We start from the raw sequence: 24767 nt of genomic DNA on the forward strand, positions 1-24767 counted from the left end.
CAGAAAAGGAAGATGAGCGGTATTCGTTTGCTGTTAGTCGTGTCGCTTTTTGAAATGTCAGAAACGGCCCCTCGTGGCACGAAGCCTTACGTTGATGCTGTTCGTTTTCTGATGCGTCCGTTAAGCGTTTGTCAGCTATGTTAAACCAGAGTCTGGACAAATTATCAGCAATGTCTGGCCGGATACAGAGAGTATTTTTCCAGTACTAAACGGAAATGTTTTGGCAGGGGGTGAGAGATGTCACAGGGGAGGCAAGTACTCCAACCAGCCGTTAGCCAGTTGGCATGGATAAGTAATGTCTACATCCTGGGCCTGATGTTGGTCATACCGCTTAGCAGCTGGCTGGCAAGACGTATGGGGGCCAAACGTCTGTTCATGCTCTCAGCACTCCGAATCCTAAGCCGTCATCAGTTGCGTCCTCAGCCGGGAAACCCTGGAAAAGGACGATAATGCGGACATCTCAATATAGCCAGAGGCGGACATCTGAATTTAGCCGTTACATTAAAGTGCGCATAATACTAATTATGTTAAATTAAGTGTCTGACTATGCACTCAGTCCGTTCCTTCTTTTGCAAAGTCGTTACAGATCATTGTCATTTTCTGCAAGGACGCTTCCTGTAAGTTTCCTGGGCTATTAACGGTTTGTCACCTGCTTGTTACACAGCATCATCCGTTTATGTCGGGATAGCCGTAACGTCCCAAGACGACCTTCACATGACGCAAAAAAACCGCCATCTTGAGCGGGCTGAGCGAGAGATAACGTTTGCAAAGTAGTTTTTTCGGGAACGCAGCATGTAATTCCCGGTACGCTTTAATCCTGGCCGCAAAATCGAGAACGTGCAAATCGCGTAGCTGGATATAAACAGAATTCCGCGCAAAAAAAAGCCCCGCATAGCGGGGCAAAGCAATGTCAACACTCCGCTCAGGGAAAGGCGGAAATTATCTCGCTGGAGGTACTTGCGATAGCTGAGTGGTCCCCGTGGTCATTTTGTTCCGGGAAGAGAGATACATTAGGAAAAAAAGCTCCCCAGGGTTGGGGAGTCGCAAAAAACAGATGGAATGCATGTTATGTTTATTTTATCTGCTCTGGCTGCAGACAGGATAACTATCTGCAGACGGCCGGAACATGTTCGCCCGCGGCAACAGATATTTCATCCAGCAGGTCAGTGACCTGACGTACGGCATCATTCATGCGGGACATATTGTCTCCCACGCCTTCGGCCTGCGCGGAACCTGCCTCAAGAAAGCCCATTGATGACTCAATGAGCGCCCTGATTTCGCGTGCGGAGGAGGATGAGCGCTGCGCCAGATTACGGACCTCACCAGCAACAACGGCAAAGCCCTCCCCTGCTCGCCCGCCCGCGCCGCTTCAACAACGACGTTCAGCGCCAGAATCCCCATAGTATTCGAACATGCTGCCCGTCATGATGGTTTTTATTGCAATGATGAATGTAAGTTTTTAATAGATGTTCCCATAAAGATCCGGTTTATAATAACGCCGTGAAGTTTTCGGGTTATACACATGTTTAAGCTTTTAGTCATCACGACAAGGCCTAAGTATGTCAAAGCACGGTCTGTATTTTATTGATGATATTCATAGGTGAAATAACGTCAAAAAATGGCGTTTTGATTAAATGCTAAACTGAGGGGCATTCTCGATTAATTTCACAATCATATAGCAAAACCAATTTAATAAAACCATGGAGTTAAAGTCGTTACAGCCATATGAACCGAATTTTCTATCTTAATAAATCAAAAAAAAGAATTGAATAAGAAAAATGGAACAAAAGTAGCACGTCAGACACTTAATGGGCTTTAAATAATGAGGTGAAATGATGTCAGGTCGTATTCCCGGAAATTCTCAATATCCTTATCTTTATAACAATTACCAATCAGGAAGTGATAGACCCCCATCAAGGCAAGCAAACACTTCACATAACACTCAATCAAGCTCAGCACAGCAGCGACCACCATCACGTTCAGGTTACGGTTCAATGCCAGTTAGTAATCTTCCATCCAGTATGACTCAACGCCCACCTTCGCGTTCGGGCACTCCGTTAATTCATTCCTCAATTTACAATAACACATCGCAACGGTTCCCCACACACTCAGGTGCTTCCTCCACAACGCCCTATGCGGCATACGGCTATCTTCCGCAGCGTCCCCCTTCTCGAACTGGTCATGTCCAAATGACTCAAAACCCGATGTATGCTGATCAACCTGAGCCTCATCCGTTTCGTTCCGGACATTCCTCAATGCCGCAATACCCTGTTTATGCCGATATGCCGTATCGAGCACCCTCCCGTTCAGGGCATTTAACGATGGCACAGAACTCAATGTACGCCAATCAAGTGCAGCGAACACCTTCTCGTTCTTCAAGTTCAAGAGTACCACCGCAGCCCATTTTTAACCAGACGACCGGCCGGCCCGCATCCAGGTCGGGTTTCACAACTGCAGCAGGTACCAGCAATACTTCTCACGCAAGAAGTATTGCTTCAACATCATCAGACGCTTTTTTACAACCGACTTTTCGTAAATTAAATTTGAACTCAAGAGAAGACCAATTAAAACTTAAAGACTTTATCATGAGCTTAGATCAAGATTCATATGAAAAGAGATTTGGCGATTTTCCCCGGGAAGCAAACCGGGTCGACCTTTACAAAAATGACGAAAGCATTGGGCTTTTCCGAGGAGGTAAACTCGTTGGACTTGCTGACTATTTCCAAGATCTAGATAGCCGCGAAAAAAGCGCCTATGTAAATATGGTAATTAGCCGTAGTGCTCAGGGGCTTGGCTTAGGAAAAAGAATGATGGAAATACGAGACCAGCATTTGATAAATGAAGGGTATAAATACAAATTAGGAAATGTATTCATCAATAACACGAGCCAAATACAGCGGTTATTAAAAAATGGCTGGCAAATCACTGAGCGTGATGATGAGTTTGTAACTTTCAGAAAAAAAATATGATATAAAAATTAATCTCAAGTCGCTTTAGATATTGAAACTATAGCGACTTTTTGATGTGCAATAACAATAAGCACGGTTATCCTTCTCCGGACACGCTTTCCCCGTACCTGACGGGCCTCACGCACACGCGGCCATCCTTTCGGTCTGGTAGCGTGTTTTCAAAGAGAATGTCAGGAAAGTTTCTGTTTGAGCCTGTCGTTGACCGAATATAACCGGATTCAGACAGGGAACTGACAATGCTAAAGGCGCTTGTGACAGGAAAATTAAGTCTGGCGAAAACATTCTGGGGATGGGGGTTCGGCGGAACCGCGCTGATTGTGGCCATCAGCAAGGCGGGTGTATCTGCACGGTAACGTCATCAATCCGCTATTTGCGCCTCATGCGCTTTCTTGAGGCGCTAAAAAGTCTCAGGAGTGACAGAATTGCTCCCGTCTCATCCTGTTCCGGACGCAGATGTTCCCAGAACCCGCCGTAGGAAATCTTGCGTGCGCGCCTCCTGAGGGCGCAACAGCACCTGTTCAGCGTGGCCCTGCTCCACAATTTGTCCGCTGTGCAGGAAACAGACGCGATCGGCGACCTCTCTTGCAAACTGCATCTCATGCGTGACCACGATCATGGTCATTCCCTGCTGTGCCAGGTTGCGCATGACCTGCAGAACCTCGCCAACTAACTCCGGATCCAGTGCTGATGTCGGTTCGTCGAAAAGAATGGCTTTCGGCTGCAATGCCAGCGTTCGGGCGATGGCCACGCGCTGCTGCTGACCACCGGAAAGCTGCGATGGCCAGGCGGAGACTTTGTCGGCCAGCCCTACTCTTTCCAGTAACTCTTTGGCTATCTTTTCGGCTTTACTGCGCGATTCACCGTTAACGTAAATCGGACCTTCCATCACGTTTTCCAGCACGCTACGGTGCGGAAAGAGGTTAAATCGTTGGAAAACCATTCCTATCTGGCGACGAAGCGAATTGATATTTTTACTTTTACTGTCAACATGCTGGTCGAGCACGCGAATGGTGCCGCTTTCATAGGTTTCAAGCCCGTTAATACAGCGCAGCACAGTCGATTTTCCGGAACCGGAGGGCCCCACCAGGCATACCACTTCGCCCTCATCGACGCGGAAACTTACCCCTTTCAGCACTTCAACTGCACCAAACCGCTTATGGACATCACGAATTTCAATCATCTCAGGCTCCTTTTTTCTGACGATTTTCAAGGTGCTTAGTGAAAGCCAGCAGTGGCATGCACAAGGTCAGATAAAGTAACGCAACCAGCGTATATACGGTGGTGTTATCAAAGGTTGAGGCGGCCAGAAGTTGTCCCTGCCGGGTCATTTCGGTAACCGCAATCGTTGATGCCAGCGCAGAATCTTTCAGCATCATCACCAGCGTATTGCTATACGGCGGTAGCGCGACATGAAAAGCCTGAGGCAGGATGACGCGCCGCATCGCTTTAAAGAAGCTCATGCCCATCGAGCGCGCCGCTTCAAGCTGACCACGATCGACCGATTCAATACCCGAGCGAAAAATCTCTGCGAGGAAGGTAGAAAAGCAGAAAGCGATACCGACCACGCTGGCCTGAAACGATGTCAGGGTAATGCCGATATCGGGGAAAACAAAATAGATATAAAACAGCACCACAATCATCGGTAAGGCACGCGTGATATTGATGATGACGCTCACGGGCCAGGAGATGATTTTAAAAGGACACATTTTTGCGGCAGCAAACACCAGACCTAACGGCGTGCTGATGAGCAAGGACAAGATCGTGATATAAATTGTCATTTCCGCCCCTTGCAAAAGAAAGGGAAGGTAAACGTGAATACTGCTCCAGTCCATTATGCGCTCCCGCCGGTGTTGAGTGTGAGGCTAAAATTCATTTTAATGAATATGGCTACCCGTAAATATTGTCAAACTTTTCATCGGATGACGTCATAGCATTAACTTATTCATGTAATAAAATGGATTGAAGGCTCACCTTGCCCCGAAATCAAAGGGTTTTATGTTAATTTGTGAGGCGCGGCATTTTTAAAAAGAAAAGATTGACAGGTGGGGATTTAATTTCATTATAGTGAAGTTAATTGTTCGCATGTTAATCAGGAGTTAGTGATGTCTATTCGATCGCACGTTACTATGGCTTTATTGTCTGTTGCCCTCGGCGTCACTTACAGTGCGCACGCTGCCACATTAACGGCAGGCTCGCCGCCCTCCAGTGCGCCAACGACATTTCTGGATACGAAAACCGGTAAGATTGAAGGCTTCATGCCGGATGTGGCTGCCGAAGTGGCTAAACGTCAGCACCTGGATGTTAACTTTACGGCTGTGCCCTTCTCTACGCTTATTCAGTCTGTGATTGCTGGCAAAATTGACATGATCGTGGCCGGGATGACACCAACACCCGAGCGTGAAAAACGTATCTCGTTCTCACAGCCGGTCACCGCATTCGGACCCGGGTTGGTCGTGCGTGATGACAACAAAAAAGTCTATCGCTCTCAGCAGGATCTGAAAGGTGACATCGTTGGCACCATGACAGGCACCGATTACACGCAGGCTCTGATTAAGAGCGGTATCCCGAAAGAGGTGAAAGTGTACGACAGTCCGGCAGACATGATGCGTGATCTGTCGCTGGGTCGTATCGCGGCGGGCATGAACGATTACCCGATCATGAAATATCAGGAAAAATCAGGTGCGTACAAAGGCATGCATGTGGTGGATGGTTATAAGCCCGAGCATATCGCGCCCATGGCCTTTGGTGTGAAAAAAGGCAACGATAAGCTGCTTGCCGATATCAATACCGCCCTGACGGCGATGAAAGCGGATGGCACTTTGCAAAAAATCAAAGCTAAGTGGGGAATGCCCTAATCGCGCTTTCATGCACGGAGGCACGAAACCTTAAGGAACATGGTGATGAAAACAGCGTTAATGCACTCTGAGGATCTGAGTGCCGTCGAGATCAATATTGGCGTACGGTTAAAATTAATACGCAAGTCTCGCAATATGACTATTAAAGAACTGGCGCAACAGGCAAATGTGTCGGCAGGGGCAATTAGCCAGATTGAACGTAATCTGGCTAACCCGACGGTACGGGTACTGGAGCAGCTTCGGGTGGTCTTGAATGTCCCCTTGACCGCTTTTCTTGAACAACATGAGGTGATGCGGCCAGGTGCTGAACACTATGTTCGTCGCTGGCGTGAGCGACCGCATTTTCAGGTTGGCAAGCAGGGCATTAGCAAAGAGATGTTATCGCCGTCCGGCGAGCACGATATCCAGTTCATGTATATCAGCATCCCTCCCCGCACGCGCTCTGAAGAGATGCTGACGGGGATAGGTGAAAAAGCAGGTGTGGTCATGGAGGGCCGGCTTGCGCTTGAGGTGAATGGTGAAACGACCTTCATCGAAGCGGGCGACAGCTTTCAGTTTAAAAGCCATCTGCCGCATAACATTTTTAACGACAGCGACACCGAAGCCCGTGTGTTGTGGATTATGCATATTCCGCCCCGACATCATATTTGAAACAAGGTTAACTCATGCGAATTAAGGTCGATAGCGTTAATGACAGTACCCTCTTCCCCACCTCCGTCGATGTTGTTGTAATAGGGGGCGGCGTTGTGGGGACGTCAACGGCATATGAACTGGCTAAACAAGGCGTTTCTGTTGCGCTGTTTGAAAAAGGCGTGATTGCCGGTGAGCAGTCAGGTAGAAACTGGGGCTGGGTGCGCCAACAGAACCGTGATTTGCATGAGTTGCCGATGGCGATACGAAGCCTGCAGCGCTGGGATGAACTCAGTACTGAAATCGGAATGGATCTGGGCTTCAGGCGCAGCGGCATCCTGTATGGCACGCTAAATGACGCTGACCTGGCGCGTTGGGAAAAATGGGGCCAGCAGGCAAAGCAGATTGGCTTTACCAGCCAGTTGTTATCCGCACGTGAGGCTCAGGAACGTATTGGTGACAAAACAGCCTGGCGTGGCGGCGTGTGGTCGCCGACGGATGGACGCGCAGAACCGTCACAGGCGGTACCCGCCATCGCAAAAGGTGCACAAAATTTGGGTGCCAGCATTTTCCAGCGTTGCGCGGTACGGGCACTGGATATCAGCGCCGGACGCGTTTCTGGCGTCTGGACAGAGCGCGGGTTAGTCAAAGCCAGCCGGGTGATCTGTTGCGGCGGTGCATGGAGCTCGCGTTTTTGCAGACAATATGGCGTTGAACTCCCCGCCGCCAATATTTTGGGCACGGTGTTTAAAACAACCGCCGCCCCGGAAATTGTAAAAGGTTGTCTGAGCACGCCGCAACTCTGTGTTCGTCGCCGTCTGGATGGCAGTTATACCGTTGCCGTTCCGGGCCTGGGCCAGATCGATTTGGCGCCACAGAACATCCGATATGCCGCAAAGTTTTATCCTATGTTCCGCAGTAAAGTGGCAAAGAAACTGAAAATCCGGCTGAATGGCTCATTCTTTTCAGGCCCTGAAGCCTCGGGGAGTTGGTCTCATGACACGCCTTCCCCTTTTGAAAAAATCCGGGTTCTCGATCCCACGCCGGATAAACGCATCGTTAATGATGGTCTGGCAGAGCTAATCCGCTTATTTCCCGCGCTGGAGGGGACAAAAGTCGATTATGCCTGGGCGGGCTGGATTGATACCACACCGGATTTGGTGCCGGTTATTGATGAAGTGAACCAGATCCCCGGCATGTTTATTGCCTCTGGCTTTAGTGGTCATGGCTTTGCCATCGGGCCGGGTGCGGGACTGCTGTGTGCACAGATGATGACGAATAAGCCCGTTTATACCGACCTTGCCCCCTACCGGCTCTCACGCTTTGATAAAGGTAACGTTATTCGCCAGCCACAAATGATGTAGCGGTGCAGACCACAGAGACAGGCTATGCGAAAGCGTATGGCCTGCATTGGCCTGTCTCGTCAACATAGCGACGATCTGTTAGTGATCTACCGGGCGGTTGCCCCCTTCTGAGCCAGCTTAATTTGCACAGTGTAAAAATCAGCCCTCATTCCCTGATTCTGATTAAGCCTTCTGTGGTGAGGCGTGAGAGAAAAGGTCATCCGTCATTACCGGAGAGAAAGGCGTAAAATCGCTGAACGCAGCGGTAAGCAGGCGAGTACGACAAAGGGGCACCCGACCTTTGTGCGGCACCGACGGTGCTGATTATGGCCTGTTCTACAGGAAGAGGCTGGCATGCAAATACTGGGAAGGCATATTTTAAAAAGCCCGGCAGCAATTTTACATCTCACCGGGCACATCACTCATGGATGAGGCGTAAGCAATTCTCGCTCTATCCGCTCGCGGGTTTCCACGGCCTGATACTTCATTTTTTCCGGATAACCAAAAAGCGATGCGGCCACAATAGGCTCTCCCCCTACTTTGAACGTCTGCTCTGCAAACTTCATTTCCCGCAAGGTTCGGAACAGCGTGTCAAAATCTACTTCGCCTTCGCCGATGCCAACGTGCTGATGAATAGTGGCATCCACGCCTGGTGGGTTAACGATGTAACGGCAATGCTTTGTGTGGTTCATGGTATCGGCAATAAGAACATGGGACAGATCGTGTCCGGCATGACGGAGCATCTTCTCTACGTCGCCTTTTCCTTTATCATAGAAAAAGGTATGAGGAACGCTGTAGACATATTTAACGTTATCACTCCTGAACGACCTGACCATATTGACAGTCTCATCGCTCTCTTCACAGAAGTCCCACGGGTGCGCCTGAATTTCAACACGGATACCCTCACGTTCGAACAGCGGAAGCAGCGTTTCCATTGAGCGGTAAAACATTTCATCGCAGATTTCGGGTTGATTAGGATCGCCCGCCAGTTCGGTATTGATGACCTGTACGCCCATTTCGACGGCGATCTCCACCATACGTTTCCAGTTTTTAACGGCCGCCTGTCGGCGCAGTTCATCGGGACCAGACCAGCGATAAACACAGATAAACGATGAAATTTCCACACCTGTTTCGCGCAGCGTCTTTTTATACTCAGCCATGATCTCGCGGCTGGCACGAGGATGCTTATAGAAAGGGTTAATTTCCGGATGTGGAGACTGCTCAATGTAGTTGTATCCCCATTCCGACACCTGTTGGACCATTTTGGTGATGCCCAGATCTTTGATTACATCTACATCGAAAGCGATTTTCATTTATGCCACCTTTGCGTTGTCTCTTGCTGCCTGAGTCGGGTTCAGGCAGCGAAAATCATTAAACGGATCGAATGTCAGGCGTTGTCAACCCTGTGTGACAGGCTGAGTCCGGTTCTCACGACCAGGACCTCAGCATTCCACCCACACCGAGCCGGAGTCGGCTGAACGGACACAGTTTTCCACCCATCTGACGCCAGCCAGGCCGGCATGGACATCGGGATACCAGAAGTTTTTCAGGAATGCGTCGTCGCCCCGATCGGTTGCATCCATTGCCAGCGCGAAACGTCGGTAGAGATTCGACCAGGCTTCGAAAAGTCCTTCCGGATGACCGCCGCCTATCCGGTCATCTTCACGAGCAGCCGGGTGCAGATAGTCCATGCCTCTTTCCAGAATGCGCACCGGCTCACCCTGAATTTCGAAACGCAGCTGGTTTGGCTGCTCATCCCACCACTCAATACTGGCTCTGGAGCCAACGATGCGGACTTTCTGCCCATGCATTGATCCGCAGTTGACGGCTGAGGCCCACAGATTTCCCACTGCGCCGTTCTCGTATTCCATCAGAACAAATGCGTTGTCTTCGAGAGGCGCCCGACTTTTCACAAAGCTCTGGCGTGAGCAAAGCAGCCGTCTGATTTTCAGTTCGGGTGCCATGGTTTCAGCGATACACAGCGGATGGGTCGCCAAATCACCCAGAACATAACTGGGTCCGACAAAGCGCGGGTCGACGCGCCAGCTGGTGCTGGCGTTATTCTGTTCAACGGCTTCGTGATGAAAACCGTGTGCAAACTGCATGTTGACGATGCGGATGTCACCCAGTAATCCCTGCGCGATCATCTCCCTGGCCTGAAGGATGAGCTGATGACCGGTGTAACCGTAAGTCACGCCGACGATCTTCTTTTTCTCCAGGCTCAGCTTCGCCAGATGTTCAGCTTCTTCCACCGTAAAGCACAGCGGTTTCTCACATATCACATGGAGACCGGCTTCAAGCGCTGCGCAGCAGACCGCAAAGTGCGTGTTGTTGGGTGTGGCGATCGAGACAGCCTGAATGCCATCATCGCGTTTTGCTTCTGATGCAAACAGGGTTTCATAGTCGGCATAGCACCGGTCCGGGGAAAGGCCCAGAGCTTCACCAAAGGCGCGTCCACGTGCCGCATCAATATCGAACGCCCCGGCAACTAAGGTAAATGTGTTATCGCGGAGTGCTGATGAACGGTGAATGTAGCCAATCTGACTGGTACCGCCGCCGCCCACCATGCCCCACCGCAGTGAATTTTTAAGCGGTTTAATGCCGTTAATCATGACCTTTCTCCTTAAAAACCGACTGAGTGCAGATAGTGCAGACTTGCTGTGACGTCACGCAGGCTGGTGTCTGCATCACGCGGATCCCTTTCCTGTTCAATAGTGATCCAGCCTTGATAATGGCGCTGGCACAGAAATGCGTGGACATCGGGATAGTTGATAGCGCCGCTGCCAAGTGGGCACATGACGCCCTGGGCACAGGCGGTAAAAAAATCCAGCCCTTGTTTGATGGCCTGACGCCAGACAACCTCGTTGACGTCTTTGAAATGAAGGTAATCAATCCGGTCCCAGTAACGTTCCAGTGCAGCAACAGGATCCATGCCGGCGTAATACAAATGGCCGGTATCCAGACAAAGGCCGGCAACGCTATGAGGAATATCGCGAACCAGCCTTTCCAGTTCATCGGCAAACTCAATGCAGCCGCCTGCATGGGGATGAATGACCGGTCTGACACCGTACTCTTTCCAGGCGATCTCACTCAGAACGGTGATATGTCTCATCATGGTCTGCCAGTCGCTGTCGTTCAGTCGTGGCGCTTTTTCAGACTGGCCCGCGGTGGCTGCCCGTTCAGGATCGCCGAAATCGATGATGACGAGATAAGGTGTAGGTTTGCCCTGTTCGGAAAGGAAGCTCAGGTTGTGACAGATTTTATGGGTCAGCGCGATCATGGCCGGAAAGTTCTCTTCACTCACCAAATCGTCGAAAAGGGTGCCAGCAACGATCGACAGCTGGAATTCGGCAAGCGCAGCTTTTAGCGCATCCGGCTGGACGGGCAAATATCCCCACGGCCCCAGTTCCAGGCTTTTATAACCTGCAAGCGCGGCTTCTTTAAGCACGCTCTGCCAGGGGGGAAGAAAAGGATTCTTCGGGTCATCCACTCCCCAGCTGCAGGGCGCAGTCGCGATGGAAATCGTCATGATGTTTTTTCTCCGGATGCGGCAACACTGATGAACACTGAGCGCCCCGACGGCAATCGTCTGGCTCAATGCGCGCAGTATTGCGCCGGTTTTTTAACACCGGCAACCCTTCGAAGTGAGTTATTTGATAGCGATCATGATTTTTTATATCATTTATTTGATTGTTTTACATCAAATGCAGTCTGCGCAAGCCTTCGGCAGAAGCCGGAGTGATTCAGATATTTTCCCGAGTGATGAGATCGAAAGGCAGGGTAACGTAAACCGGATTGCGATCGTTCTCTTGATATCTGCTGATAAAAACAGAGACGATCTTTTCAGCCACGGCATCAATGCGGTGACGTATCATGATGTCGATCTGTCCCTCAATCAGCGCCATTTCATCGCCGATAAAGGGGCCATGACAGAGAATTTTTATATCATCCCGCGGGCTTTCAGAAACGGCTTTAATCACCCCTTCCACACCACCACATGGCGCATAAATCATTGTTATGATTGGGTTGTCTTTCAGCAGTTGCGTCGCGGCCAGATAGCCCCCATTGATACATTCAAGCGTCTGGAGAGGCTCCAGAACCACGGCATCTTTTCTGTTTTCACGCAGGTATGAACGAAAGCTTATTTCACAGCTTTCCTGGCAGTTGAAACGGTGGTCACCCAGTAGGACGCCAATCACACTTTCTTTTTCTGTCATGCGTTCAGCAAACCATCCCGCCGTACGTCCTGCTTTGAGGTTATCCAGCCCGATATAGCCCGCCTGACCACAGGGGGAGAGATCAGAAAACAACGTGAAAATTTGCACACCTGAGGCGGAAAGCTGCTTAATCGTATGTCGTATAAGGGGATGATCCAGAGCAACAAGCCCGATGATATCAACGCGTTCTGCCAGCGCTTCCAGAGACGATACGACGTTCTCCACATCGTGAATATCGGCCCACATAAACGCCGGTTTCGTCGCCAGTTTTCCCTCTGCGCATCGACTGATTTCTTCTGAAAGTACCTGATAAAAAGAATAATTATTGGGTAGCAAAATGAACCCGATACGCACGTGGATGTTGGCCGCTGTCACGTCCGGCGTCATGACCTTAATGAGGTCTTCACGGTAGCCTAAGGCTTCAGCGGCGCGCAGGACCCGTTGCCGGGTTTCCTGTTTAACAGAAGCTCTGTTGTTAAGCACGCGATCCACGGTAGCGACGCCCACGCCGGCTGCTCGTGCCACCGCTGACATAGAGATTTTTTTCATTACTCAGCCTGGTGATGATAGATTTCTATCAATCTAAACACATAAACAGGATAGCGGCAAAAGGCTTCCGCGCTTTTTGCGGGATGATAACCGTATTGGTGAGATCGGTGCCTCCGGAATGCGTACAGCAGATAGCGCTGTTTGGATTTGCATTAAGTCACTTGCGGCAGACTTTTAAAAAATTAATTGTGCGTGAAACGACTGACTCTACAGCGAAAAGCGAACGCTGCTAAGTCCCGTGTGCATTATGATTGGGCTGGTCCAGACAGGTGGCGTAATATGGCCTCTAACTAAATTTTTACAAATTTTTGTCTCTGTTTCTGGCTAACGGCGCCGATAATCGTTTTTAACGCCAGATCATCTCCGAACAGGTCGATGAACTCATCAAGGATAGCCACATGAAATCCGTAACCAATGACCAACTGGGGGCCGCCGTGGCCAGAACGTCTCTTTGTGCGATATATCTGCTGTCTTCCACCGGAGAAGTGATGAGCTGGAATCTTGGATGCCGTGAGATCAAGGGATGGGATAGCCGCGATATCCGAGGGCAGCATATTTCGGTTTTTTATGATGAAGATGAGCAGGCCAGGAATATCCCTGAGGCCAACCTGAGGGAGGCCCGTGAGCGCGGCAAGTTCACAGGAGAGGGCTGGCGCCTGCGCAAAAACGGCAGCGCGTTTCGGGCATCAGTTGAAATAGAATTTCTCAATCCGTCCGATGAAGATAATGCGGCCTTTATCAAAATCGTGCGGGACGTTTCACAAGGCTATCAGGAAAGGGCGGCGCTCCGCATCGCTCAAAAAGTTATCCTGAAAAGGGAAACCGAGTTATCAGACACAAATAAGGTGCTCGACGCCGTATTCAGCCACACGCCCTGCGCGCTCATCCTGTGTGACGTTGCATCGGGGGACATCATACGCGCGAACCCGACGGCCATGAATTTGTCCTGTCTGCAAGAACGGGTACGCAGTGGGAATACCCGAACCGCCCTGCCTGCGGGCCTGCCAGACAATCTCGCGGCTGTGTTCAGGCAGGCATTTGACCTTCTTCCCGACCAGGGCTTTAGTGAAACGGTTTCTTCGGGCGATAATGAGCCGGAATTTTCATTACGGATTTCCGCCGAAAGGCTGAATTCGGGCGGCGGAGATGACTATCTCCTGTATACCATACTGGACGTCACGGCGGAGTATCAGGCTGCGGTCAGAGCGAACCATCTGGCCCTTCATGATCCGCTGACAGGGCTTCTCAACCGCCGTGGCCTGATGCCTGAGCTTGAAACGCTTCTGGACGGTGACGAACCCTTTGCGGTCATGGTGTCTGACATAGACCGGTTTAAAAGCGTCAACGACGTTCTGGGTCACGCGGCGGGCGATACCTTGCTCATTGAGGTTTCAGCACGGCTGCTGTCAGTCCTGCGCCCGGGCGACATTCTGGCCCGCACGGGCGGTGACGAGTTCGTTGCCGTTTTGCCCGGCATTAGCTCGGCAGAAGACGCAAGCGAAACAGCATCGCGCCTAACGATGGTCCTGAAGGAGCCCTTCATGCTGAAAGGGCGGAAAGTCACCTCGGGTTGCAGCTTCGGGGTTTGCCTCTTTCCGGGCTATGCGCGAGATGCCGAAAGCATGTTATCGGCAGCCGATATCGCCCTCTACGCTGCCAAGTCAGCCGGGCGCAAAGGCTGGGTAATTTTTACCGATGAGCTAGCCAGTTCGGCGGCAGAGCGCTTTAGCCTGGAAAATGACCTGCGTGGCGCGCTCGAGAACGGTGAGCTGCAGATTTTTTATCAGCCCGTCGTCTGCAGCATCAGTGAGGAAGTGGTTTCCTATGAAGCCCTGCTGCGCTGGAATCATCCTGTAAGGGGAAATGTTTCGCCTGACGTGTTCATCCCGCTCGCTGAAAAAACCGGGCTTATTCATGATATTGGCGCATTCGCGCTTGAGCGAGCCTGCAACGATATGGCGGAGTGGTCAGGGCACGAACGCGTGGCAGTTAATATCTCGCCCCGTCAGTTTCGTGATCCACAGCTGGCCAACAGGGTGAAAACGGTTCTTATTGAGAGTGGGCTGCACCCAAACCGGCTGGAGCTCGAAATCACCGAGTCGGCGCTGTTCGACAACCCCGAAGGCAGTTACGAAATGATTCGCAGGTTCAGGGATACCGGAATTCATATCGTACTGGATGATTTTGGTACGGGCTTTTCTTCACTGAACCACCTCAGTTCCGGACTGTTCAGCAGGATAAAAATAGACAGGTCGTTTATCAACGATTTGCACCTGGACTCCGGAGCGGCTGCCATCGTCAGCTCCGTTCTTTCACTCTGCCGTCAACTCCAGGTTGAAGTGACCGCAGAGGGCGTGGAAACGCCTGCCCAGGCAGAGTGGCTAAAGACGAATGAGTGTCCGTTACTGCAGGGATACCTCTTTGGCAGGCCGGGCCCTTGCTGGATTCAGAAGTAAAGTGTGTGCCCTTCTCAGTCCCTGCCGGAACAACTGACGGGGACAGAAAGCGCCGGATGTCTTTAAAAGAAATAAGTATCCATGACTGCACCGGGACGACCAGAACAGGTTTCAAAAGGCAAAACAGTGACGCAAACCTTTGCCGATAGCAGGTGTACCACCAGATTCACCAGAAGCCGTTTTTAGCTTGCTTTCTCAACCAGAAACTGTGCTTCGCACTGTCGGGCAATCTCCCACAGCCTGTTACGTATTACCTGCTTAAGTTGCAGAGTGGACTGTGACTGGGGTTTATCACGACGGCTGATCAGCATCACTTCAAACGGCAACGGTTGCGCGACGGGGAGCAATTTTAGCTGGTCGGCATAGCGGCATGCCGTGAACAGATCCACGACGCCCACGCCGCCGCCTGCCAGGACCATATCCGCAATCACCGAATAGGTTTTAATCGACAGTGACACAGCGGGATTCAGCTTTTTATCGCGCAGCGCGCGGTGTAATACGCGCCCAAGCGGATCCTGGGTCTGCATCATCAGCAGATTATTGCTGCATAACCATTCCAGCGAAACGGGTTCATGCTGGGGATGATTGAGCGGCAGCAGCGCCACCATGGAAGACTGGAACAGCGGTTCAGCCAAAAGGTCTGCATCCACCTGTTGACCAAACACCAGGGCGAAATCAAGCTGATTTTCCAGAATCATTTGGCACAAGGTCTTGAAGTGCTCCGTGACCAGTTCGACACTGACCGAGGCCACCTGTTGTCGCCAGGTGACCAATGCGGGTGCCAGCACCATTTGACCAAACGCGTGAGCCGCACCCACGCGGACTATCTGGCCTTCGCCGCGTCGCAGTTGTTCGGTGAGTTGAGTGATGGATTGCAAACGTTGATAAAGATCTTCTACTTCGGGCAGCAGGCGTCGTCCTTCCGCCGTGACGCTCATTCCCTGTATCCGTCGCTCAAACAGTGCAAAACCCAATTGCTGTTCCGCATGATTCAGCACGCGGCTGATATTCGGCTGGGACACATTCAGCAAGCGCGCTGCAGCGCTGATGCTACCGGTCTGTACGATGGCCTGAAATACCTCTATGTGACGGAGCCGCATTATTATTCACCTTAACTGGATTCACCTGACCGCAGGCTGTTGTCACCACCCTTTTACAGCAGTGCCTGCATGAGACTGCCAACACCGCAACTTTACGGGAAAGCCTGCAACCGCTTTCCGGCAGAGCCCAAACCCCAGGTTATTACATGGCAATCCCTGCTCTCTTGCAAAATTTGTACCGTAAAGCTGACGGTGGCTGAGTCGCCGACCTTCATCTGGCTATCGGTATGAGTCGATGACTGCGTCTGAAGAGAGGAGATGAAATGGGCTCTGCCGCGCTGGTTTTTGCACCTCCGGGCCGGACAGAATGGAAACGCTGTCAGGACAGGCGTTCGCCCCATCGTGGTGCAACGGAAGCGACATCGCTGGATGGCCAGCCGCGCGGCTGGCCGATGGGTAGTCCTGTATGGCAGCGGTGTTTCAGGGCAGCAGAACAGGCGCGCTAACGTTGCCGCTGCCGATACGCACATCCTCTTATGACGATTGGGTACTCGCCAGATAGGAAAAGGCACTGAGCAAGCCGATCAACGTCCCCATCCGCTCCGCCTGATACTCCACGGTAACCGCATCGATGCGCGTGACACCGGGAATCAGGCTAAACAGATCGGCCAGCACGGGTTTGCTGGCCTGGAGCTGCATGCGATAAGGCGCGGCCAGGCGAGTCGTGCTTGCCTGATGTGAATGCTGCAGTGCGGCGCTTGCCGCGGCGCATATTGCACGCTGCGCCGCTTTGGGGCTGATGGATTCCGCGCAGGTATGGGAAATGGCGCGTTTTACACAGACGTAATCAACCGTGGGATAATATTCTGCTATCCAGCTCTGGAGCTGATCGTCGCCGGTGACCAACAACAGAGGCGTACCCTGTTCAGCGGCAGCGGCGGCATAAATGTCGGTTTCCCCCATCACAAGGCCATTGATATGGATACGCCAGAATGCGCGGCCGTTAATGGTGTGCGCCAGTACGCCAGGTTCGCCTGCTGCGCTGTGATAGCCCACCAGAAATAATCCGTCGAACGTCTGCTGCTCGATCCCTTCAACCATCGACAGACCGCGAGGTTTACCCTGCACCAGTCGGGCGCGTGGATCAATATTTTCCGCACGTAAATTGGTCATTTGCGCATGGCTGTCGGCGACCACCACCTCCGTTGCGCCCCCCGCGAACGCGCCCTCAATCGCGGCATTGACTTCCTGTTCCATCAGCCCCCGGGCCATCTGATATTCCGGGTTGCCTGGTGTGCAGTGCTCCGGGCGCATGACGCCCGCGATACCTTCAATATCGGCAGAGATAAAAATTTTCATACGGTTAATTTGTCCAGAATCTGAGTCAGTGAGGGCCGATGGTGACCACGAAAGCCGGTGACGGCCTCCGCGCTCAACAAGGCATCCAGAACAGCCTGTTCGGTTGCATCTGCCGCGGCGGCAAGCAGCGGCTCCAGCTGGTCATCCTGAGGCGGTTGCGGCAGGGGTTGCGTTGAGAACGCCACGGCAATATCGCCTGAACCGTGGCCCCAGTAGCTGCCCAGCCGTCCAAGGCCGGCGCCGGCACGCCTTGCGATGCGTTTCAACTGACGCGCATCCAGTGGCGCATCCGTGGCCATCACGATGATGACAGAGCCGGCATCACGCTGCGGCGGTTGCCCGGCCAGCAGCGGCGCTATCATGTCGCCGAGTCGCACACCGTCAAGCGTTAGTGCGCTAAGCGTACCGAAATTTGCCAGCACCAGCACCCCGAGCGTGGCGTTGAGCGAGGGAATAACACGAGAGGCCGTGCCGATCCCGCCCTTCAGGCTAAAACAGCTCATCCCGCGCCCTGCCCCGACGCTGCCGCGTGCAAAATCGGCGGCGGCCGTGCGCAATGCCGCCTGCGCCATCGCCTCGCTGATGGACAACGACTGGATATCATTAAGCCAGCCATCGTTGCACTCCAGTGCCAGCGGATTTACCGTGGGCAATGTCCGCCCCAGCTCCGGATTTCGACGGATGGCATCCCGGACCAGCGTGGTAAACAGCGTGCCCACCGCCAGCGTGTTGCTGAGCAGAATCGGCGTCTGTAACACCCCAAGCTCCTCGACCTGTACCAGCCCGACCGGTTTTGCAAAGCCATTGAGCACTTCCGCGCCACACGGCAGCGGCGTGAGAAACACATTGTCGCCCGGCGGAACGATAGCGGTGACGCCAGTCTGCCTTTCTCCATCATTCAGCGTGTAATGTCCGACGCGCACGCCGGCAACATCGCTGATTCGATTGCCGGGCCCGCAAGCGCCGCGCGGCTGTCCCAACGTACGCGCGTGACGCCAGTGGTTTAGCAGCAGATCGCGCTGCAATTGTTGAAAATCCATGGTCAGCTCTTCAGTTTCGGGTCGAGCGTATCGCGCAGCGCGTCGCCGAGCAGGTTGAACGCCAGCACCGTGATAAAAATCGCCAGCCCCGGAAACACGCTCATGTGCCATGCGCCAGCCATCATCATGCTCCGGCTCATCGCCAGAATATTACCCCATTCAGGCACATCCGGCTCGGGCCCCAGGCCAATAAAGCTTAAGCCCGCTGCGGTGAGAATACTGGTGCCGATGCGCATAGTGAAGTAGACAATCACGCTGGAAAGCGTACCGGGCAAAATATGTCGCAGGATAATGATGCGATCGGGTGCACCGGCACAGCGAACGGCTTCCACATAGGCGGCCTGTCTCAATGACAGCGTCGAGGCGCGCACAATACGGGCAAAAACGGGTACGCTGAACACCGCGACCGCGATGATCACATTGTTCAGGCCGGTTCCAAGTAGCGCGACAACCGCAATGGCCAGTAACATGCCGGGAAAAGCGAATAACACGTCGGCGCCGCGCATGATCAGCATATCGACCCAGCCGCCGTAATAGCCTGCCAGTAAACCCAACACCACACCGACAATCATGCCGAGCGTTACGGACAGCACGCCGACATAGAGCGAAATACGCGCGCCATAGATAATGCGACTGAGCAGATCACGCCCCAGCTCGTCGGTTCCCATCCAGTGTGCCGCGCTGGGCGGTGACGACAATGCCATCCAGTCTGGTGCCATCGGATCCCAGGGGGCCAGCCAGGGCGCAAAGATCGCCACTACGATCAACAACAGTACAAATCCGCCTGAGACCAGCGCCAGAGGATTACGCACAAAGGCATGCAGGAAATCGCGCCACGGCGAACGGATGACCTGAGTCGGGTTTTCAGTCAGCGATTGAATACTCATCTCGGCTCCTGTCGCAGACGAATCGCCGGATTGACGACCGCGTAAAGCAGATCGACCAGCAGATTAATGACAATAAATTCAAACACGAACAGCATCACCAGCGCCTGAATAACCGGCTGATCCTGCGCTTTTATCGACTCAATCAACAACCAGCCTAATCCCGGCCAGTTGAAGACGCTCTCCACGACGATGGAGCCGCCCAGCAGAAAACCGAACTGCAAACCGAGCATGGTAATCACCGGAATGAGTGCATTACGCATCACATGTTTCCACGTCACGAGGCGGTTACGCAGTCCTTTTGCTTTCGCGGTCCGCACGTAATCTTCCTGCGCCACCTCCAGGAAGGCTGAGCGGGTAAACCGGGCCATCACTGCCGCCACTGACGAACCCAGCGTGATGGCGGGCAGGACAATATCACTGGCTTTGTTGAAACCGCTGACTGAGAACAGCCCAAAAGGCATCGCGACGAACTGGATCAGCAACAGACCCAGCCAGAAAGCAGGCATTGAGATACCGCCCACCGCCATGCTCATCAGCGTCCAGTCTTGCCATTTTCCTCGCTTCAGTGCCGCGAGAACGCCAAGTACGAGGCCGAGAATCACGGACCAGGCAAACCCCGCTAAGGCGAGCCAAAGCGTTGGCATGAAGCCCTGTTTAATCACCTGCAGCACCGGTTGCTGGGTGCGGTAGGTGGTGCCAAGATCGCCGTGTAACAGGCTATCGATCCAGTGGACGTACTGCTGTGGCAGCGAATCGTTAAGCCCAAGGTGCTGACGCGCCGCTTCAACCGCCTCAATGGGCGCATCCGGTCCAGCATAGATGCGCGCCGGGTCGCCCGGCAGCAGCTTGATAAAACCGAAAACCAGCAGCGAGACCACCAGCAAAACCGGGATCATCTCCAGTAATCGGCGAAGGATGTATGCAAACATGCCATTCCTTGAAATGCACTGTGACGGGTGCCCTCACGTCCTTTTGCCCTGCAAGGGAAAGGGACGTGAGAGCAATCCGCGTCTTATTTAAACGACGCCTGAGTGAAGAGCAAATTGCCATCAGGCAGCATGGAAACACCATTCAGGGTGCGGCGTTTGCCAACGAGATTGTCTGGCGTACCAAGGAATGCCACCGGTGCATCCTGCCATATGAGTTTCTGTGCTTGCGCATAGGCGATACCACGCTTTGCCGGATCGGCCGTTGCCAGCCCGGCGGCAATGGCTTTGTCTACATCAGGATTGCTGAAATAGGAGACATTGTAGGAGGTGGGTACCCAGGATTCGGTGGCAAACAGCGGACGCAGCGCCCAGTCGGCATCGCCTGTGGACGTTGACCAGCCACCATAGTACAGGTCAAATTCCGCCTTTTTCGGGTCCTGTACGCCCCATAACTTAGCGTTGCGCGTGCCGGAATCCATCGGAGTTACCGTGGCACGAATGCCCACCGTGCCCAGCTGCGCTTTCAGTACCTGAGCGGCGCGCACGCTGGCCGTTGCATTCGTAACCCAGAGTTTGAGATCCAGACCATTCGGATAGCCCGCCGCTTTCAGCAGCGCTTTGGCTTTATCCGGCGCATAGTGATAATCAGGATCGTTTTGTTTCTGATAAAACTGGACACCTTCGGGCATGGCGGATGTGGCAGGTTTACCTAAACCAGCAAAAGCCACCTTCAGCCACAGATTACGGTCAATCGCATAGTTGATTGCCTGACGCACGCGAACATCTGCCAGTGGCTTGTGCTGCGTATTAATCGCCATGTAATAAAGATAAATGCTGGGATCGCGCTGAACAGAGAGGTTGCTGTCTTGCTTCACGGCAGCAATCAGATCCGAAGGCAATGGCCAGATTGCGTCAACCTGACCCGACTTCAACGCGGCTACGCGTGTTGCATCTTCCGGGCTGGGTGAGAAGATAACATGATCGACTTTTGGCCATCCCTGCTGCCAGTAACCGTCATACTTCGCCAGCGTGACCGCTTTGCCCGGTGTCCAGTCAACAAATTTAAACGGACCGGTACCCACCGGATGCAACCGGAGTTGGGCTTCGTCTGGATATTGCTTGAGAATGGACGGGCTCCACATCACTGCGGAAGGATGTGCCAGCGTGTTAATAAAGGCACCAAACGACTGGTTAAGATCGATTTTTACCTGATCGGGTGCCAGCACCGTAACCTTATCGATCATTTTGTACAGGCTGTTACGCTTTAGCCCTTTTTTCTGGTCTGCCAGGCGATCAAGGTTGGCTTTGACGGCTTCCGCATCAAAAGGTGTGCCATCCTGGAAGGTGACGCCTTTGCGCAACGTCAGCGTAAACTCCGTTGCATTTTCATTTGAGGTATAACCGGTGGCCAGCCAGGGCTGGAGCTTCATGTGTGGATCGAACTGAAACAGTCGTTCAAAGATACCACTCTGCACCGAATAGCTGACATTGTCTGAGGTATCGTGCGGATCCAGCCCCGTAATATCGGCATACATTGAAATACGCAGATCCTGTGCCTGTGCAGTCATGACCAGCGTCGTCGTCAATGCGAGGGCGAGTGAAGTACGGCGAAACAGCGTTTTCATAAAAATCTCCTGGTCGTTGAATTATCGCAATGCAATGCCGTCAGCGACCCAGTGCTGAGGCGCAACCTGTCGATAACGGGGTTTAGTGACCGTTTCGCCCACTTTTCTTAACGGCGAAGGGATTTCGCTGTCATCGATAATACGGGGCTGACGGTTCTCGGGATCCGCCACCGGCACGGAGGCCAGCAGGCGTTGGGTATAAGGATGTTGCGGCTGATTAAATACCGACTGACGCGGCCCAAGCTCCACAATCTGGCCGAGGTACATCACCGCCACACGGTTGGCAATGCGCTCGACGACCGCCATATCGTGAGAGATGAAAATCCACGCCACGCCCGTTTGCTGCTGCAGATCCATCATCAGGTTCACCACCTGCGCCTGAATGGAGACGTCAAGGGCCGATACCGCTTCATCAGCAATAATCACTTTGGGCTTCAGGGCCATGGCGCGGGCAATGGCAATACGCTGGCGCTGACCACCTGAAAATTCGTGTGGATACCGACGCGCGTGCTCGGGCAGCAGACCAACGCTCTTCAGCAACGCATCTATCTGTGGCGAAGCCTGTTCCAGTGAGGACACCATGCCATGTAACAGCAAGGGCTCGGCAATGGTGAAACCCACGGTAAGCCGAGGGTTCAGTGAGGCGTAGGGATCCTGAAACACCATCTGAATTTCACGGCGGAGCGGCTGGAATGCTGCCTCTTTCAGGTGAGAGATTTCTTTCCCTTCGAAGTGAATGCTTTCGGCGTCACTGTTGATCAGGCGCATCAGCGCACGGCCGGTCGTCGATTTGCCGCAGCCGCTTTCGCCCACGATCGCCAGGGTTTCACCTGGCCACAGACTGAAATCAATCTGCTCAACCGCATGGACATGATGCGTGAGCGTCGAAAAGATGCCGCTGCGGATGGGATAGTAGACTTTCAACCCACGCACATCGAGCAACGGCGCGGTGTCGTAGCGCGCGGTATGCTGTTCATTTTCGACGGTATTCTGTGTGCCGAGCAGCGGAAAGCGTTGCGGCCACGCATATTCGCGCATGTCGCCCAGTCTCGGCACCGCCGCCAGCAAAGCCTGGGTATACGGGTGCTGCGGGGCGGCAAAAACCGCTGCGACGCTGCCCTGTTCGACGACTTCGCCACGCAGCATGACCACGACACGATCGGCGATTTCAGCCACGACGCCCATATCGTGAGTGATAAACAGCACCGCCATCTGTTTCTCGCGTTGCAGCTCACGCAGAATGTGCAGAATGCGCGCCTGCACGGTAACATCCAGCGCCGTTGTAGGTTCGTCAGCAATCAGAAGTTGCGGATCACAGGCCAGCGCCTGCGCAATCATCACCCGCTGGCGCATACCGCCTGAGAGCGCGTGCGGATAGCTTTTCATGACACGATCCACATCGGCAATACGCACCTGTCGAAGCAATTCACGCACGCGCGCATGCGCTTCTTTCTTGTCGCACTGTTGATGATCGCGTAACGCTTCAGTGAGCTGGTCATCGACGCGCAGCACCGGATTCAGCGAGGTCATGGGCTCCTGAAAGATCATCGCCATTTCACGACCACGCAACGTGCGGCGCTGATTTTCATCCAGTGTTTCCAGCGCATGTACTTTTCCGCCACGATCGCGAAACTGCATGCTGCCGCGATCGATACGGCCGCTGTTCGCCAGTAAGCCCATTACGGCCAAAGAAGTGACTGATTTCCCTGAGCCACTCTCACCCACTACGGCGACAATTTCGCCCGGATTAATGGCAAAACTGATGCCTTTTAGTGCCTGATTCTCGCCGCTGCGCCCACGAAATGAGACGCTGAGATCCCGAATATCAAGCACGGGTGATGAACCGGCGGCACTGTTGGCAGAAGAAGTGAGTCGTGTGTCCGTCATCGTCGCCTCGTAGAGTTATAGCCAGATACGGCCTTCGGAGTAGGTCAAAAAAGGAGAACTGTCGGCAGCAAGCCAGATAGGGCCATCTAAATCGACGTGCTCTGCGTTAACCGCCACCGGCAATGCGGCTTCCATCGCCAGTGATGAGCCCAGCATGCAGCCGACCATGATGCGCATATTCTGCTTTTGTGCTTCTTCTACCATCGCCAGCGCTTCCGTCAGGCCACCGCACTTATCCAGCTTGATGTTGATCATCTCGTAGCGGTTCCGCAGTCCGGCAATATCCTCGCGCGTATGGCAACTCTCATCAGCACAAACGGGAACCGGATGATGAAAACGTTGCAGGTCCTGATCCTGACCGGCGGGAAGCGGTTGCTCGACCATAGCAATGTTATAGCCCTGAAGTGCGGCCAGCAGGCTTTCCAGGTCCATTCCCGACCAGGCCTCATTAGCGTCGATAATCAGCGTGGCGCGCGGTGCCGCAGCGCGAATGGCCGCCACCTTTTCCAGAACTGCATCACGATTGAGCTTAATTTTGAGCAGGATGGCGCCACGCGATACGGCATCCGCCGCCGCCAGCGCCATATTTTCCAGCGTATCGAGGCTGAGGGTTTCCGCCGTGATCACCGAGCGTGGCTGAGGACGTGCACTTTTCTGCCATAGCGTTTGACTGGCGCGGGCGGCATCCAGTCGCCACAGCGCACAGTCCAGCACGTTGCGCGCGGAACCGGCGGGTAAGCGGTGTTGCAGATCATGACGGCTCAGGCCGGCTTCAACGTCAGCACGCACTGCCTCAAGCTCGGCCTGAACGCTGTCTGGCGTTTCATCGTAGCGCGCCGTGGGCGTACATTCGCCTCGCCCAATGAAACCGTTTTGCTCCAGCGTGACCCGGATAACCGTGACGGCGGTACGCGTACCGCGCGAAATAGCAAAGGGCCGTGCCAGCGGCAATTCCACCACGTCAATCTGCAACTGTCTCAT

19 protein-coding genes and 2 pseudogenes are annotated in these 24767 nt (G+C 53.3%); 6 read left to right on the plus strand and 15 right to left on the minus strand.

Annotation, left to right across the window (positions count from 1 at the left end):
- Positions 1–237 precede the first annotated feature (237 nt).
- Positions 238–384 (plus strand): annotated as a pseudogene (locus NXS97_RS01085) (hypothetical protein); the annotation flags it as partial.
- A 745-nt stretch (positions 385–1129) separates the two neighbouring features.
- On the opposite strand, the pseudogene NXS97_RS01090 reads toward NXS97_RS01085, so the two are convergent.
- A pseudogene (locus NXS97_RS01090) lies at positions 1130–1395 on the minus strand (methyl-accepting chemotaxis protein); the annotation flags it as partial.
- A gap of 437 nt (positions 1396–1832) precedes the next feature.
- On the opposite strand from NXS97_RS01090, the gene NXS97_RS01095 reads away from it, so the two are divergent.
- Positions 1833–2969, plus strand: coding sequence for a GNAT family N-acetyltransferase (locus NXS97_RS01095; protein ID WP_105077550.1), 1137 nt, complete (start codon positions 1833–1835; stop codon positions 2967–2969).
- Positions 2970–3402: 433 nt separating this feature from the next.
- Here the strand turns inward: NXS97_RS01095 and NXS97_RS01100 are convergent, their stop codons facing one another.
- Positions 3403–4149 (minus strand): amino acid ABC transporter ATP-binding protein, encoded by a 747-nt coding sequence (locus NXS97_RS01100; RefSeq protein ID WP_014333167.1) that lies wholly within the window; start codon positions 4147–4149, stop codon positions 3403–3405.
- A gap of 1 nt (position 4150) precedes the next feature.
- The gene (locus NXS97_RS01105; protein ID WP_013027890.1) at positions 4151–4801 is read right to left on the minus strand and encodes an amino acid ABC transporter permease; all 651 of its coding nucleotides are present in this window, start codon (positions 4799–4801) and stop codon (positions 4151–4153) included.
- Positions 4802–5071: 270 nt separating this feature from the next.
- Here NXS97_RS01105 and NXS97_RS01110 point away from each other — a divergent pair, with 270 nt between their 5' ends.
- Genes NXS97_RS01110 through NXS97_RS01120 form a run of 3 tightly spaced genes read left to right on the plus strand, consistent with a single transcriptional unit; the run spans position 5072 to position 7818 of the window.
- Positions 5072–5824 (plus strand): ABC transporter substrate-binding protein, encoded by a 753-nt coding sequence (locus NXS97_RS01110; RefSeq protein WP_014333166.1) that lies wholly within the window; start codon positions 5072–5074, stop codon positions 5822–5824.
- 45 nt (positions 5825–5869) lie between these two features.
- Entirely contained in the window at positions 5870–6475 is a 606-nt protein-coding gene (locus NXS97_RS01115) for a cupin domain-containing protein (RefSeq protein ID WP_014604642.1), read from the plus strand.
- 14 nt (positions 6476–6489) lie between these two features.
- Positions 6490–7818: an FAD-binding oxidoreductase gene (locus NXS97_RS01120; RefSeq protein ID WP_028716031.1), complete on the plus strand. Its 1329-nt coding sequence runs from the start codon at positions 6490–6492 to the stop codon at positions 7816–7818.
- Positions 7819–8219: 401 nt separating this feature from the next.
- On the opposite strand, the gene NXS97_RS01125 is transcribed toward NXS97_RS01120, so the two are convergent.
- The 4 genes from NXS97_RS01125 to NXS97_RS01140 form a co-directional block, all read right to left on the minus strand.
- On the minus strand, positions 8220–9110 hold the full coding sequence (locus NXS97_RS01125) for a sugar phosphate isomerase/epimerase family protein (protein WP_116220115.1): 891 nt from the start codon (positions 9108–9110) through the stop codon (positions 8220–8222).
- 129 nt (positions 9111–9239) lie between these two features.
- Positions 9240–10409, minus strand: a complete 1170-nt coding sequence (locus tag NXS97_RS01130) for a Gfo/Idh/MocA family protein (RefSeq protein ID WP_014333162.1) — start codon at positions 10407–10409, stop codon at positions 9240–9242.
- An 11-nt stretch (positions 10410–10420) separates the two neighbouring features.
- Entirely contained in the window at positions 10421–11326 is a 906-nt protein-coding gene (locus NXS97_RS01135; RefSeq protein ID WP_014598321.1) for a TIM barrel protein, read from the minus strand.
- 214 nt (positions 11327–11540) lie between these two features.
- Entirely contained in the window at positions 11541–12563 is a 1023-nt protein-coding gene (locus tag NXS97_RS01140; protein WP_013027883.1) for a LacI family DNA-binding transcriptional regulator, read from the minus strand.
- Positions 12564–12961: 398 nt separating this feature from the next.
- Between NXS97_RS01140 and NXS97_RS01145 the strand changes: the two genes are divergently transcribed.
- Positions 12962–15019, plus strand: coding sequence for a bifunctional diguanylate cyclase/phosphodiesterase (locus NXS97_RS01145; RefSeq protein ID WP_013027882.1), 2058 nt, complete (start codon positions 12962–12964; stop codon positions 15017–15019).
- A gap of 182 nt (positions 15020–15201) precedes the next feature.
- Here the strand turns inward: NXS97_RS01145 and NXS97_RS01150 are convergent, their stop codons facing one another.
- From NXS97_RS01150 to dgcA, 8 genes are all read right to left on the minus strand, one after another.
- Complete coding sequence (locus tag NXS97_RS01150; protein WP_014333158.1) at positions 15202–16119, minus strand: LysR family transcriptional regulator; 918 nt, start codon at positions 16117–16119, stop codon at positions 15202–15204.
- Between the two features lie 474 nt (positions 16120–16593).
- The gene (locus tag NXS97_RS01155) at positions 16594–17418 is read right to left on the minus strand and encodes a M55 family metallopeptidase (protein WP_013027880.1); all 825 of its coding nucleotides are present in this window, start codon (positions 17416–17418) and stop codon (positions 16594–16596) included.
- On the minus strand, positions 17415–18458 hold the full coding sequence (locus NXS97_RS01160; RefSeq protein WP_116220114.1) for a P1 family peptidase: 1044 nt from the start codon (positions 18456–18458) through the stop codon (positions 17415–17417). The genes NXS97_RS01155 and NXS97_RS01160 overlap by 4 nt, the downstream gene beginning before the upstream one ends.
- 2 nt (positions 18459–18460) lie before the next feature.
- Positions 18461–19345, minus strand: coding sequence for an ABC transporter permease subunit (locus NXS97_RS01165; protein WP_014598325.1), 885 nt, complete (start codon positions 19343–19345; stop codon positions 18461–18463).
- Entirely contained in the window at positions 19342–20274 is a 933-nt protein-coding gene (locus NXS97_RS01170; RefSeq protein ID WP_013027877.1) for an ABC transporter permease, read from the minus strand. The genes NXS97_RS01165 and NXS97_RS01170 overlap by 4 nt, the downstream gene beginning before the upstream one ends.
- An 83-nt stretch (positions 20275–20357) precedes the next feature.
- Positions 20358–21899, minus strand: coding sequence for a glutathione ABC transporter substrate-binding protein (locus NXS97_RS01175; RefSeq protein ID WP_013027876.1), 1542 nt, complete (start codon positions 21897–21899; stop codon positions 20358–20360).
- Positions 21900–21920: 21 nt separating this feature from the next.
- Positions 21921–23786, minus strand: coding sequence for an ABC transporter ATP-binding protein (locus NXS97_RS01180; protein ID WP_013027875.1), 1866 nt, complete (start codon positions 23784–23786; stop codon positions 21921–21923).
- Between the two features lie 15 nt (positions 23787–23801).
- Entirely contained in the window at positions 23802–24767 is a 966-nt protein-coding gene (gene dgcA, locus NXS97_RS01185) for an N-acetyl-D-Glu racemase DgcA (RefSeq protein ID WP_014333152.1), read from the minus strand.

The organism is Pantoea sp. B623, from assembly GCF_024814475.1.
In the GTDB taxonomy this organism is placed as follows: Bacteria; Pseudomonadota; Gammaproteobacteria; order Enterobacterales; family Enterobacteriaceae; genus Pantoea; species Pantoea ananatis.